General features: G+C 54.4%; 11 protein-coding genes. 5 read left to right on the forward strand and 6 right to left on the reverse strand.

Annotation, left to right across the window (positions count from 1 at the left end):
- Positions 1–123 precede the first annotated feature (123 nt).
- Positions 124–957: a HugZ family pyridoxamine 5'-phosphate oxidase gene (locus CSC3H3_RS00640; RefSeq protein ID WP_101283052.1), complete on the reverse strand. Its 834-nt coding sequence runs from the start codon at positions 955–957 to the stop codon at positions 124–126.
- A gap of 430 nt (positions 958–1,387) precedes the next feature.
- Here CSC3H3_RS00640 and CSC3H3_RS00645 point away from each other — a divergent pair, with 430 nt between their 5' ends.
- Positions 1,388–3,655: an EAL domain-containing protein gene (locus CSC3H3_RS00645; protein WP_101283054.1), complete on the forward strand. Its 2,268-nt coding sequence runs from the start codon at positions 1,388–1,390 to the stop codon at positions 3,653–3,655.
- On the forward strand, positions 3,652–5,571 hold the full coding sequence (locus tag CSC3H3_RS00650; RefSeq protein ID WP_101283056.1) for a sensor histidine kinase: 1,920 nt from the start codon (positions 3,652–3,654) through the stop codon (positions 5,569–5,571). Before CSC3H3_RS00645 ends, CSC3H3_RS00650 begins: the two co-directional genes overlap by 4 nt.
- Before the next feature lie 101 nt (positions 5,572–5,672).
- Here CSC3H3_RS00650 and CSC3H3_RS00655 read toward each other — a convergent pair whose 3' ends face one another.
- Positions 5,673–5,849 (reverse strand): DUF1289 domain-containing protein, encoded by a 177-nt coding sequence (locus CSC3H3_RS00655; RefSeq protein ID WP_101267364.1) that lies wholly within the window; start codon positions 5,847–5,849, stop codon positions 5,673–5,675.
- 271 nt (positions 5,850–6,120) lie between these two features.
- Positions 6,121–6,318, reverse strand: a complete 198-nt coding sequence (locus CSC3H3_RS00660; RefSeq protein ID WP_101283058.1) for a CsbD family protein — start codon at positions 6,316–6,318, stop codon at positions 6,121–6,123.
- A gap of 401 nt (positions 6,319–6,719) precedes the next feature.
- Between CSC3H3_RS00660 and CSC3H3_RS00665 the strand changes: the two genes are divergently transcribed.
- Positions 6,720–7,340 carry an RNA methyltransferase gene (locus CSC3H3_RS00665; protein ID WP_101267284.1) on the forward strand — a complete coding sequence of 207 codons (621 nt, stop codon included), beginning with the start codon at positions 6,720–6,722 and terminating at the stop codon, positions 7,338–7,340.
- Between the two features lie 200 nt (positions 7,341–7,540).
- On the opposite strand, the gene CSC3H3_RS00670 is transcribed toward CSC3H3_RS00665, so the two are convergent.
- From CSC3H3_RS00670 to CSC3H3_RS00680, 3 genes are all read right to left on the reverse strand, one after another.
- Positions 7,541–9,814 carry an anthranilate synthase component I gene (locus tag CSC3H3_RS00670; protein WP_101283060.1) on the reverse strand — a complete coding sequence of 758 codons (2,274 nt, stop codon included), beginning with the start codon at positions 9,812–9,814 and terminating at the stop codon, positions 7,541–7,543.
- Positions 9,815–10,079: 265 nt separating this feature from the next.
- On the reverse strand, positions 10,080–11,063 hold the full coding sequence (locus tag CSC3H3_RS00675; protein WP_101286034.1) for an ion transporter: 984 nt from the start codon (positions 11,061–11,063) through the stop codon (positions 10,080–10,082).
- A gap of 181 nt (positions 11,064–11,244) precedes the next feature.
- Complete coding sequence (locus tag CSC3H3_RS00680; protein WP_101267281.1) at positions 11,245–11,889, reverse strand: phosphoribosylanthranilate isomerase; 645 nt, start codon at positions 11,887–11,889, stop codon at positions 11,245–11,247.
- Between the two features lie 141 nt (positions 11,890–12,030).
- On the opposite strand from CSC3H3_RS00680, the gene ubiE reads away from it, so the two are divergent.
- Both ubiE and ubiB read left to right on the forward strand, forming a co-directional pair.
- Positions 12,031–12,804: a bifunctional demethylmenaquinone methyltransferase/2-methoxy-6-polyprenyl-1,4-benzoquinol methylase UbiE gene (ubiE, locus tag CSC3H3_RS00685; RefSeq protein WP_101286035.1), complete on the forward strand. Its 774-nt coding sequence runs from the start codon at positions 12,031–12,033 to the stop codon at positions 12,802–12,804.
- 12 nt (positions 12,805–12,816) lie between these two features.
- Positions 12,817–14,364: a 2-polyprenylphenol 6-hydroxylase gene (gene ubiB / locus CSC3H3_RS00690; protein WP_101283062.1), complete on the forward strand. Its 1,548-nt coding sequence runs from the start codon at positions 12,817–12,819 to the stop codon at positions 14,362–14,364.
- Positions 14,365–14,387: the final 23 nt, after the last annotated feature.

The raw sequence follows: 14,387 nt of genomic DNA on the forward strand, positions 1-14,387 counted from the left end.
ATTGTTACAATGACATGGCAAAAGCAACCGCTGCTTTGGGCAAATAACCCGCAATTTGCCCCCTTTTCCCGAATGTGAAAATGGCATGTTCACATATGCAAAAAACGCCGGAAATCTGCCGTTTTATGCCGGGGTTTCGTTCCCTTTCTGACCTATTTTCACCAGAATGTTTTGCGCTTCTTCAACCCTGCCAATTGTATGAGGAAAATCGATTCGCCAGACTGTATCGTTACAGGTGAAATTTGCCCCGTCACAGTCGATTGCCACCACCTTCCACCCGGTTTCGGAGTCGCCCGCACCGGGCAAATGCAAATGTGCGATTTGTGCAATCAGTGCCGACCGGGTTTTGTTCAAATCCGCAATCAGGGCATCATGGCCGGTAATCAGGTCTGCACAATCGCTGCAACATAACTGATCGCCGCGTAAACGCCGCTGCTTGCCAAATCCCCCCACCCAATAGGCGGCCTCAATATCAACCCGGTAAAATCCGAAATCGGTAAAACCGGCATAAAGCCCCGCTTCGGGTTGGATCGCAAGGTAACGGTTTTTGATGCGGGTATCCTTTACCCTGCTTGCACGGCCAAAAATGGTCAGGCGCTGGGTATCGGTAACGGGCGGGGCATTGGGGGCCGGGGCCGGGTTTTGCGACACTGTTGGGGCCGTGCTGGATGCTGCGGTGCAGGCGATTGCACCCTGTTGTATCGGGCCCGGGCGAAACATCAGCGATATGCGCGGATCATGGTGAATATGGCGGGTATGGTCGGCCAGTTCTGAAATCAGAATGATCGGCGTGCCATCAATATCGATAACAGGCTGCACCATGGATGCGACCGGCCAGCCATTTTCAACCTGCCCGTGGTCATGGGCGATGGTGGCAAGGGTGGCTTCGGCTGCCTGGCGCATCAGGCGGCGCAGGCTGGCGGCATCATTGGCGGGGGCGGGGGGCTTTTGTTCCATGATCGGCGATTTCCGTTGCACATGCGAAGGCGATTGCAGGTTTCTGGTAAATAATTAAAAATTTTAATCAAATTGGTGGTTGTCAACCGCAGGTATCGTCCCGATCTCACATTAGATAAACCTTTTATCCAAATGGGATTGCTGGTCCGGAACAACAATCCGGGGGGTAACCAGAATGTTCCACAAAAGTCTATACATCAAAATCGGTGGAGAAACTTAAAGGTGTTTTGATTTGTGCTTTTCCCGTCATAGTATCGTGTGATGATATGAATGAAGGGGAAAGCGGTCTGGCAGGTATGTCGGGACTGACACACCATATCCGGACCATTTGTTAAGCGTACGGGTGAAGGATTGCGGGGGGCAATTTTTCATTTCCTGAAGGACCATTCCTTCAGCCGTATGTGTGAGGCATTAAGGGGATCGGATTAAAGTGGCCAGCGATGAAAATGACGTTATCCAGATATTTGACGGTTCCGGTGATGACAGGGATCAGCCTGATCATATAGATGCGCCAGCGCAGCCTGCGGCGATTTCGTCCTGGAAAATTCTGGTTGTAGATGATGACCTTGACGTGCACGAAGCTACCGAATTTGCCCTGCGTAAAGTCAGCATTCTTGGCCGGTCACTTGAACTGATCCATGCCCATTCCGGCCAGGAAGCCGACCGCATTTTCAATAAACATCAGGATATCGCAGTGGTGCTGCTTGATGTCGTGATGGAGGAAGAACATGCCGGTCTTCATCTGGTGCGTAAACTGCGCGAACAGGGCCATTCCAAAACCCGCATCATCCTGCGTACTGGCCATCCCGGTTATGCCCCCGAAAGCCGCATCATCCGGGATTATGATATCAATGATTACCGCACCAAGGATGAATTGACCCGCACCCGGCTGATTACAACACTAACGGCATCCATCCGTGCCTATGACTACATCAATACCCTTGAACAAACGCGAAGCGGCCTTGAACTGATCATTCAAAGCACACGCGATCTTTATAGCCGCCGCAGCTTTGATTTGTTTGCCCAGGGTGTGCTGGTGCAGCTTGCCGCCCTGTTGCATCTGGAACCCGAAGGGGCCATTTGCGCCATCGGCCCGGCACAGGAAGGCAGCGACACTTTGATGCGCCTGCCGATTATTGCTGGTCTTGGCCGTTTTAGCGAACAGATCGGCCTTGATATCGCCAGCGTGCCCGGTATCGACATAAATTCCCTGTGCACTTTGCCCTTTGACAGTCACGAACCCGTTCTAATCAACAAAAGCATTGCCATGCGGTTTGCGGCCAATCGGGACCGCGAATTGCTGGTTTATTTTGAACATGCTGGTGGCGTCGATAATGATGCCCTTTCGCTGCTGCGGCTGTTTTCGGGCAATCTGGCGCTGTGTTTTGAAAACCTGGCCCTGATCAAACGGCTTGATGAACTGGCATTTGTTGACCAGAAACTGGGCATTCCCAACCACAATGCTTATTTCCGCAAGCTTTCCGATATTATCGACATCCATGACCGGCATTGTCATGTGGCGCTGGTTTCCATTGACGAGGCACCGCAATTTGCCGTTGCCTTTGGCATGGACTTTGTCGACCGGCTGATCATGGCGGTTCATGCGCGCATGAAAACCATGATCGCCGACAACATCTTTGTCGCCCGGCTGGGGGAATTTCGCCTTGCCGTAATCGATGACAGTTGCCGTATTGGCGAATCTATCCTGTCTTCGATTTTTGAACATGCCTTTATCCTGGATGATAACAGCATCACCCTTTCTGCCACCATCGGCGTGGTGCGCGAAGGTGTTGAAAGCCGGGAATCTGTCGCCGTGGACCGGGCCGTGCGCACCACATTGTTGCGTGCCGCGCAAAAAACGCCCGGCAAGGCCATGCTGTATACCCCCGATCTGGAAGACAATATTGCCCGTTCCGTGCACCTGCGCAGCGGTTTGCACGATGCCCTGCGTAATGGCGATATTATATTCCATTTCCAGCCGCAAATCGCGCTAACGACGGGCACCATTATCGGGGCGGAAATTCTCGCCCGCTGGACATTTGAAGGCGAACCGGTATCCCCGGCAATGTTTATTCCGCTGGCGGAAAAAAGCGGCCTTATTTCCGATCTGACCTTTCAGGCAGTGGTGGCGGCAGGGCGCTTTGTTGCGCGGCGGAAACAAATGTTACTGCCCGAATTGCGGGTTTCCCTGAACCTGTCGATTTCCGATATCAACCAGAAGGGCTTTGTCCCCCGCCTGCTGCGCCATGTGCAGGAAGCCCGCCTTGGGCCCGATAACCTGCAATTTGAAATTACCGAAAGCTTCGCCATGCAAAGCGCAAGCGAGGGCGCCACGGTGATTTCCCAACTAAAGGATGCCGGTTTCCGCCTGTCGCTGGATGATTTTGGCACCGGTTTTTCCTCGCTCAGCTATCTGGACCGCCTGCCGATTGACGAGGTTAAAATTGACCGGTCCTTTGTCAGTCCGCTTCAGGTGGTTACGGCCCGGCAAAGTATTGCCGCCTCCACCCAGACCATTGCCGATAATCTTGGACTGGAGGTTTTGGCCGAAGGCGTTGAAACCGTCGAACAGCACCAGATCCTGCGGTTTATTGGCGTGAAATATGTGCAGGGCTTTCTTTATGGGCGGCCCATGCCTGAAAACGATTTCATATCCTGGGAAAAAGACTGGGATATGTCCAGGGTCATCACCCAATGACAGCCGCCCGTCGCGCCATGATCAAACGGGCCCAGGATGGCCTTCTTTCGGGTGCGGGCAGTTTGCACAACACCTTGTTGTCATTGCATTTCTGGTGGCTGTTTGCCCTTATTTTCATGTTGTGTACGCTGCTTTTGGGGGCGGGCATTTTCGGTTGGTATCAGGCAGAGCAGAAATCCCTGCGCGAGGACCGTGAACTGGTTCTTGAACGCATTGTTAATCGCCGGGAAAACCTGCTGTATAATTCATTCATCAGTTTCGAGCAGCAATTGCTGATTGCCGCAGAAACCGACGATATCCGCGATTTCCCTGCCAGCGAAGATGCCGCGGCCAACCACCTTTCCGTGATCGTCAAACAGCTTCCCAACATTTTTCAGGCCCGCATTCTTGCCAATGATGGCATGGAAATTGTTCGGGTGGATCGCATTGGCAACCGGGTTGCCCGTATTCCCGAACAGGATTTGCAGGATAAATCCGACCGCTATTATTACCAGCGCGCCACCAAAATCATGGCGAACGAGATTTATATCTCGGCACTGGATTTGAATGTTGAAAACGGCATGATCGAGGTGCCCTGGCGGCCGACGGTGCGGCTGGTAACGCAAATCCTTGATCATGATGGGAAGAAGGAAGGCTATCTCGTTTTCAATATTGATGCGTCACAGATGCTGACGGAATTTGGCTATTTCGGTTTGCGTGATGTCGATACGGCCTTGCTGAATAATGATGGTTACTGGCTGGCTGGCAAACCCAAACAGGATTTATGGGGTTTCATGACCGGAAGCGGCATTACCCTGTCAAAAAGCGACCCTGCCTTGTGGAAAAAACTGAAAGACGAGGCAACGTCTGGTGTTTTTGAACATGGCGACACACTTTATACCGTGCGCCGCCTGCCGCTGTCGGGCATTGTGGCGGGTGGGGCGCTGGTCAATCGCCGGGTCGAGGATAACAGCCTGCTGATTTTGGGCAGTGCCAATTTGCAAAGCCGCCTGACAGCCTTTGAAAGCCGCGATTTCATTTTTATTGCCATGTGGCTGGTGCTTAGCGGGTCTTTATCCTGGGTGGGGGCATATCATTCCATCAAACGTCGCCAGGCGCGAGATGTGCAGCAACGTGTTGACGAACAATTGCTGGAGGTGCAGCGCATGGCATCGTTGGGGCGTATTGTGGCGGGTGTCGCCCATGAATTGCGCACGCCGATTGGCAATGCCCTGACCACGGTTTCAGCCCTGTCCGAAGATGTCGATGAACTGGGAGCGGCGTTTAAATCCTCGCAAATCCGGCGCAGCACCGTTGATGAACATCTTGATCATCTCAAGGGCGGCTGTCGCATTGTGCAGTCCAATATCGAACGCGCCGTTGCCCTGATTGGTCATTTCAAACGCACCGCCATTGATCAAAGCACGCAAAAACGCCGCAAGTTTGATTTGGCGAATGTCCTGAATTCACTGCTGGAAACGGTCCGTCCCGAATTTCGCAAATCCAGCATCGTTGTGCGCAAGGACTGCCCCCCCGGGCTGATGATGGAAAGTTATCCCAGCGCGATTGACCAAATCATTCTTAACCTTCTGCAAAATGCCAAAATTCATGCTTTTACCGGTCGTAAATCCGGCACGGTATCGGTGCGCGCCTTTGCACTGAATAATGAAACGATCTGTATCGAGGTTGTCGATGACGGGGTTGGTGTCCCCGCCGAATTTGCCGACCGCATTTTTGAACCCTTCTGGTCCACCAAATGGAATAGCGGCGGCAGCGGCCTTGGCCTCAGCGTGGTGGCAAATGTGGTTAACCGCGTTTTGATGGGCGAAATCACGGTCAATAGCGTGGAAAACGAAGGTACAACCTTCCGCATCGTCATTCCTGTTACCGCTCCGCTGGCCTCGGTCCAGACCGATGCGCAATATAAATCGGATTGATGGCTTGATCCCGTTTTCGCTCAAACTCACCAGTCAATATATCGTGGTTTAATGGCGATGCGGGTGACGCGGGCGATGCGGCCAAAGCTGGCTGTATTGCCTCAGCTTTTCTCAAGCTGTTTTTTACGGTCCCGGGCCATTTTCAAAATCCGTTTTTTCTGGCCATCGCTTGCCGTGCGCCAGGCACCGATTTCATCGATATGGCGAAAACACCCGGTGCAAACCTGCTTTTGCGCATCAAGTTCGCATATGCCAATGCAGGGTGATGAAACAGCCATGGTGAAACCCGAAATCCTTATCTGCGGTAATATGCCCTGGTGACAGGCTGGCTGATTTTTAACATTCCGTTTTAATCACGCCAGCATAAATTCCAGTCATCATTTCATGCTGTGCGTTCGTCGCAGCCTGGCGGGGCGCATTTGGCGCATACGAAAAACCCCTTTTCACGCCGGGAGGATGCGTAAAAAGGGGTTGGTATCGTGCCGCAATCAGGATTGCGGTTTTGCTTTTCCGGCCAGGACTGCATCTGACCGGAAAAACGGGTATCTGTTATAGCCGGTCAAACCAGGCGCTGACCTGGCGGTCGGCTTCTTCGCGTTCAACGCCATAGGCTTCCTGCAACTTGCCCACCAGGCGGTCGCGGCTGCCATCAATGCGGTCAAGATCATCGTCTGTCAGTTTGCCCCACTGCTGTTTGACGCTGCCGCGCAACTGTTTCCATTTGCCTTCGATTTGATCCCAATTCATCGTGGATCTCCTGTCCTGTCATTTAGGATTATGCGTTTTTATTCAGCGTAGACCGCGGGAATTTTCGCGCTGGGGGAAGGGCGTCATTCCCGCCGGGCCAACTGTTTTTAGAACGATCCATATGTGCATATGTTCCCGTCATGCGGTGGCGGGTTGCCTGTATTTGCCATTTCGGGCTGTCATGTTTCCGTTATTTGGTGGCTTGATCCGTGCGCTTTACGGTGTGTGTTTTTCAGCTTTTGCCGCTGGGCAAAGCCGCCAAATACCTGCCAAAGGCGCAAAACGGCGCTTTTGCGCGGCCCTTTGCTTGATCCGCCGGGGGCTTCGGGCTATAGCCGGGGGGCAATTTTTTATTTTGGAGTGTGTGAAAGCGCACAAGGCGTGCAGCACGGAGGAATATGATGCGCGGTTATTTCGGGATCGGGATTGAAGGTGCAAGCAAGCCTTTGAATGTTGGCACACTGTTTCGCTCGGCCCATGCCTTTGGTGCCAGCTTTGCCTTTACGGTTGATGCCGATTTTCAAACGGATGAAGCACATGCAACCGACACCTCCAAGGCGTCCGAGCAAATGCCCTATTACCACTTTCCCAACCTCGATAACATGATGCTGCCAACCGGCTGCACCCTGGTTGGTGTGGAACTGACACCCGATGCCATCGAACTGCCCAGCTTCAAACATCCGGCGCGCGCAGCCTATGTTTTTGGCCCTGAACGCGGTGATCTGTCACCCGAAACCCAGGAACATTGCGAATTCATCCTTAAAATCCCGATGAAATTTTGCATCAATGTCGCCATCGCCGCCAATATCGTGATGTATGACCGCCTGATCACTTTGGGCCGTTTTGCCCCGCGCCCGGTACGTGCCGGCGGCCCGACCGAGGAAAAACCGGTGCCGTTTCATGGTCGCCAGCTTTTCCGCACCATCCGCGAGAAGAAAAAGGGCAATCCCGAAGCCTTCCGCCGCACCCCGCCGCCCGATTACAGCGTGGTTGATGGCACCCTTGGTGATGACGAGGATTAAGTTCACCTGCCGTCAGGTTGCACCTGCTTTGCTGCCTGGGGTGGTTTGCCTTTATAAAAGCCTGTCTTTGATAAAAAAAACGACCATGCATTGACTGCATGGTCGCTAAGGGAACCACCGGATCTACGGGGGAGAAGCCGGTGGTCAGGGGAGGCAGTGGTTAAATGCCAGCAAGATGCGGGCAGAATTTCAGGTCATCCTTAGGCCGCTTCGCTGCCTGCTGTTGCGGTGGTGGTGTTTGCGTCAGTGTCGGCTTCTTTCCCGCCCGGTCGGCCCAGTGGATTGCGCAACAGGTTGGCAATCATGTGCATGCCCGCTTCACCCTGAAGGGTCAGAAGGCTTTCGGGGTGGAACTGCACCGCGCTGATCGGCAATGATTTGTGGCGAATACCCATAACCACGCCATCGCTGCTTTTGGCTGTGATCAACAGGTCGGATGGCAATGTTTGCGGGTCGGCAAACAGCGAATGATACCGCCCAACCACGATATTTTCCGGCAGACCGTCAAATAGCGGGTCGCCCGTTTGCAAATGCACCTTTGATGGCTTGCCATGCATTGGCGTATCAAGCTGGCCCAGCGAGCCACCAAAAAATTCGACAATGCCCTGCAAGCCAAGGCACACCCCAAATACCGGCAAACCATGTGCCAGGGCGCGTTCAATATTGCCGCGCAGGCCATAATCATCGGGTCGGCCCGGGCCGGGCGACAAAAACACCAGGTCGGGTTTGAATTCGTCAAATACCGCATCGGGGAAACCCGGCCGCATGGTCAGGGTTTCGGCCCCGGTCGCACGAATATAACTGGCAAGGTTCTGCACAAAGCTGTCTTCATGATCGACCAGCAACACACGTTTGCCAATGCCGGACCGGGTTGGGTCATTACTGTTTTGTTCGCTATCAGGCCGGGTGATGGCATCAATCATCGCGGATGCCTTCAGGACGGTTTCGGCTTCTTCGGCGGTGGATTCTGAATCATAAAGCAACGTTGCCCCAGCGCGGACTTCGGCAATACCCTGTTTCAGGCGCACGGTGCGCAGGGTCAGACCGGTATTAAGGTCGCCATTACATAGAACCGCACCAATTGCCCCGCCATACCAGGCGCGCGGGCTGCGTTCGACATTTTCAATATGGGTCATGGCCGCCCGTTTGGGCGCACCGGTTACGGTAACGGCCCAGCAATGGGTCAAAAAGGCATCAAGGGCGTCAAACCCTTCGCGAAGCCTGCCTTCAACATGGTCCACGGTGTGGATCAGGCGGGAATACATTTCAATCTGGCGACGGCCAATAATGCGGATGGAACCGGGGTTGCACACGCGCGCCTTGTCGTTGCGGTCAACGTCGGTGCACATGGTCAGTTCGGATTCTTCCTTGGTCGAATTTAAAAGGGTGCGGATATTTTCGGCATCCTCAATCGCATCGCGCCCCCGTGCGATGGTGCCTGAAATTGGGCAGGTTTCCACCCGTTTGCCCGATACGCGCACATACATTTCCGGCGAAGCACCAATCAGATGTTCCCCATGCCCCAGATTGATCAAAAAGCCATAAGGGGCGGGGTTACGGCGTTTCAGGCGGTGGAAAATTTCCGACGGGGGTGTGGTGCAGGCGGTGCGAAACACCCGTGATGGCACCACTTCAAACAGCTCACCACGGGCAAAACGTGGTTTGGCATCATCGACAATGCGGGCATATTCGCCTTCGCCCATGTCGTTTTTGGCTTCGTAATTCGCGCCGCGTGAAGGCGGGTGGGCGGCTCCATTGCGGGCCAGGCCACGGGTATTTTCCCCGCTGGCAACGGCAAATTCATAATCCAGGCGTACCGCACGGCGCGCGGCATGGTCCACGGTAATGATGCTGTCGGGCAGGTATAAATGCAGGTCTTTATGGTCGGCGGGGCGGTCCTGTTTCAGGGCAATCTGTTCAAATTGCAGGGCCAGGTCATAACCGAAGCTGCCATAAAGCCCCAGCCGTTCGTCACCCGCATGGGCAAACAGGTCACGCAAAATCCGCACAACGGAAAACAGGCTGGGCTGCTGGCTGCGTTCTTCCTCGGCAAACCATTTGGCGGGCTGGCCAACAGTACCAAAAATGCCATCATCGCCCAGGGTCAGACCTTCGATATGGGGGTGTTCTTCCAGTATCGGGGCAATGGCGGGCAGCAGGATACGGCCGCGATCATTCAGGGCATGAATGGCAAATCCCCGGTCCCGCCCGGTCACTTCGAGCGGCGGCTGCGAAAACCCCATATCCCAGCGCGAATAACGCCCCGGAAATTCATAGGACGATGACAGCAAAACACCCTTGGCCGTATCAAGGCTGTCAATCAGCCCGGCGGTGGCGTTTTCATAGACAATGTCGGTTTCGCGGCGCGAAATGCTGATGCCACCATCGGTGACATACTGGTAATCGCGCGTGGTATCGTCGCTATGTTGCGCGAAATGCGATGAAGGGCGGGTCGGCTGGGTCGGGGTGGTCACGTGTCGTCTCCTGTTGTGGGGCACAGCCACAGACGGAGATCGTTTTTCAGATGGGATAGCAAAAGCCTGAAAACAAAAAACCGCCTGCAAAATCAGGCGGCCGGTAGAATCATCAAGACATGGGTTTGGCCGCCCGCTTTAAGCGCGCCACCACCAACGATTTGCAATGCGGTTCGGGGTCATGTCCTGTGTTTTCATGCGCAAAATATGCGCGGCCTTTTTCCCCGCGTCAAGGCTTTTGCATTTAAACCTGCAAGTTGTGCCTTTACCTTGGGCGGGTGCGGTCCGAAACCTCGATGCGCAAAGCTTTGCGGCAATGCGGGCAAAACAGGGTGTCATCAACAATATGGCCGCGATGAACCTCGCGTACATCATTAATGATCAGTTCGGCCTGTTCATCGGTCAGGCCCAGTTCGTCCTGGTGGTCCTGCAGGCGGGCGCGCATGGCATCGGTCAGGTGCAGGCCGCCCTGCATGTGTTGAACGGCTGTCTGGCGGTAGGTTTCCTCGCGGCGGCGTAATTCACTGCTAAAGGCCGATGCCAGAATACCGGCAGGCACGGCAATCATGACAATGCCGCTAAGGGCGATGATCGCGGCCAGTATTTTGCCGCCAACCGTTACCGGCACAACATCGCCATAACCGACGGTGGAAAGGGTAATGATCGCCCAGTACAGCGTTTTGGGCAGGTTGCCGAATGTTTCGGGCTGCACCTGGTGTTCAAGCAGATAAATCGCGCCGGAACTGAAAATCAGAAAGCAGGCCAGGGCCGCGGATGTTGCCCCAAGCATGCCCAATTGCTGGCGAAAAACGATGACGATCAGATCCATACCGCTGGAATAGCGGGTGAATTTCAGCAATCGCAAAAGCCGCATGATACGAACGAACCGCAGGTCGATGCTGGTCAACAGCAGCAAAAATACCGGTAAAATCGACACCAGATCGATAATTGCCATCGGGCTTGCGATATAGCGCAACCGTCCGAACCGACCGGCAAAGCGTTCGTCCGTCGGCGCGCTCCAGATTCTCAGCAGATATTCGATGGTAAAGGCTGTGGTGCAGATAATTTCAATGCCCCAGAACCAGTCGGCATAGTCACGGGCAAAGGGTTCCACCGTATCCATTACCACGGATGCCACATTCACAATGATCAGCAGCGACAACATCACATGCACTGCCACCGTTAACGGTTCGTTGCGGGCTTTGGCGCGCAAAACATCCGAACAACGTTGGCGCAGGGGCTGATCCATCAGAAAGGCTCCGTCCATAACAGGGGGGTTATCAACCATGATATCCCGGTTGGTATCAGGCAGGGTACGGTTTCATAAGCCGTATGGGGCCGGGCACCCCGAAATCTGATCTCGTAAATAAAATTGTGCCCTGGCGTTATGGGGCCAGGGCACGGTCTGTCATTTTATCGCAGGGATGCGTTTAGTATCCCTTGGCTGCGCGAATGAAGGCATTGATCTTGCGCGCATCCTTGACACCGCGTGTGCGCTCCACCCCGGATGAAACATCGACCCAGGGTGCGTTGGAAATTTCAACGGCTTCGGCGACATTGTTGGGGTCCAGGCCACCGGCCAGCATCCAGTTGCTTTTCCATTCACGGCCCGAAAGCAGCGTCCAGTCAAAGCTGACGGCATTGCCGCCGGGAAGGGTGCTGTCTTTGGGCGGTTTGGCATCAAACAGCAGGAAATCGGCAACCCCGTCATAGGTGGCCGCCGCCCGGTCCAGGTCTTCTGCTGTGCTGACGGAAATGGCCTTCATCACGCGCAGGCCCAAAACATCCTGCACTTCCTTGACGCGGTCGGGTGTTTCGCTGCCATGCAATTGAATGACATCAAGGTTGCCAGCCTTCACCGCATTGGCGATGGCTTCGTTTCCCGCATCCACAAACAGGCCAACCTTCAAAATGCTGTTGGGAACACGTTCGGTCAGGGTCGCGGCACCATTAAGCGAAATATGCCGGGGGCTTGGCGGAAAAAACACATAGCCAAGGGCATCTGCACCGGCACTCATGGCTGCAATAACAGCATCCTCGCTGTTGATCCCGCAAATTTTAACCATACAGCTCATGGTACGTCCTGTTCTTGAAGGTTTGAAAGACAAGGTGTGTTTTATTTTTCCTTAGCAGAAACATCCCCGCTTCAACAGGATATTTCTAAAAACTGCCGCTTTCCACTGGCGGGCTGGCGGCGGCTGCGCTATTTTCCGGCCATGAGCAAGCATCAAGGCCCAGCCGCGGGCGAAACCGGCGAAAAAACAACCCACTTTGGTTTCCGCGATGTGCCGGAAAACCAGAAAGCATCAATGGTGCGCGAGGTGTTTGACACGGTCGCGTCCAAATATGATGTGATGAACGATCTGATGAGCGGTGGCATCCATCGCTTGTGGAAAGACAGCTTTATCAACGAGCTGAAACCGCGCCCCGATATGCATCTGATCGATGTTGCCGGTGGTACGGGCGATATTGCTTTCCGGTTTTTGAAAAATGGTGGTGGCGCTGTTACGGTGTGCGACATCAACTATGAAATGCTTCATGTCGGCCGGGACCGCGCGGCGAATCATGGCCTTTTGAAAAATATCAACTGGATGGTGGGCGATGCGCAGAAATTGCCGCTGCCCGACCAGTCGATGGATGTTTACACCATTGCTTTTGGCATTCGTAATGTCACCCGTATTGACGAGGCATTGCGCGAAGCTTACCGGGTGCTCAAACCGGGCGGGCGTTTCATGTGCCTTGAATTTTCCAAGGTCGTGGTGCCGGGCTTTGATAAAATTTACGATATGTATTCGTTCAAACTGCTGCCTGAAATTGGCCGGTTTGTTGCGGGTAACCGCGAGGCATATCAGTATCTGGCCGAAAGTATCCGCCAGTTTCCCGATCAGGAAACCTTTGCCCAGATGATCCGCGATGCCGGATTTGGCCGGGTACGCTATCGCAATCTGTCTGGCGGGATCGCCGCTATTCATTCCGGCTGGCGAATCTGAGGTCCTGGTTAAATGATCCGCTTTGTTCGTAACAGTTTCCGCCTGATCGGCATGGCGCGAACCTTGGCGCGCCATGATGCCCTGTTCCCGCTTGATCTGGTGCCGGGCGGCAAGTTTCTGGCTGTACTGGCGCGGTTGACTGCCCCCTTTTCGGGTGGCTCCAGCCTGCCGCCGGGCCGCAGGTTAGCCCGCGCGCTCGAGGAACTCGGACCGGCCTTTATCAAACTGGGCCAAACCCTTGCCACCCGTGCCGATCTGATCGGCGAGGATGTGGCGGCTGATCTGTCATCGCTTCAGGATCGTTTGCCACCATTTTCGGCCGATATCGCCAAGCGGGTTATTTCCCGCCAGCTTGATGCGCCGTTTGAAACCCTGTTTGTCGAATTTGACGAAACGCCGGTTGCCGCAGCCTCGATCGCGCAGGTGCATTTTGCCAAAACACCCGATGGTCGTGAAGTCGCCATCAAGGTTTTGCGCCCTGATATTGCCGTGCGTTTTTCGCGCGACCTGGACCTGTTTTACTGGGTTGCAGAAATTGTCGAATGGACGCAGCCGCGTCTGCGCCGCTTAAAACCGCTTGAAACCATCAAAACGCTGGAAGACAGCGTTAAAATGGAAATGGATTTCCGGTTCGAGGCCGCTGCCGCATCGGAATTTCGCGAAAACTTTCGGGATGACCCGACCTATTACATTCCCGAAATTGATTGGGAACGTACCGCCCAGCATGTTCTGACCATGGAACGTGTGCGTGGTGTTCGCATCGATAATGTCGAAGCACTTGATAATCTGGGCATCAACCGCACCGAATTGCTGGCAAAGGCGGCAGCCGCCTTTTTCCAGCAGGTTTTCCGCGATGGTTTTTTCCATGCCGATATGCATCCGGGGAACCTGTTTGTCGATGAAAACGGCCGCGTCAGCGTGGTTGATTTCGGCATTATGGGCCGCGTAGACCGCCAGACGCGGCTTTATCTTGCGGAAATGCTGCTGGGCTTTTTGACCCGCGATTATCGCCGGGTGGCTGAAATTCATTTTGAAGCCGGTTATGTGCCGCGCCATCAGTCGCTGGAAAATTTCCAGCAGGTTTGCCGGTCAATTGGCGAACCGATTCTGGGCAAGGAACTGGCCGATATTTCGGTTGGCCGTTTGCTGGGCCAGTTGTTCCAGGTTACTGAAACCTTTGGCATGGAAACCCAGCCCCAGCTTCTGATGCTGCAAAAAACCATGATCGTGGCCGAAGGTCTTTCACGTATCCTCAGCCCCAATGAAAATATGTGGAACCTCTCGCGTCCGCTGATCGAAGAATGGATGCGCGATAATCTGGGGCCGGAAGCCAAAATTGCCGAAGCCACCCGCCAGGCCGGTTCGATGTTGCGCCGCCTTCCCGGTGTGATCGAGGCCGCTGAACGGGCATCCGGTGTACTGACCGAACAGGGCCTTAAACTTCATCCCGATACCGTCGCCTCCATGGGGCGCCGGGGCAAGGGGCGGGGTTTTCCGTTGAATGGTCTGTTATTGTGGTTGGCCATTGTCGGGCTTACGGTGGCGCTGGTTCTGAAATAACGGCAGGGGCGGTTTTGTTCTCG

This window comes from Thalassospira marina, from assembly GCF_002844375.1.
GTDB lineage: Bacteria > Pseudomonadota > Alphaproteobacteria > Rhodospirillales > Thalassospiraceae > Thalassospira > Thalassospira marina.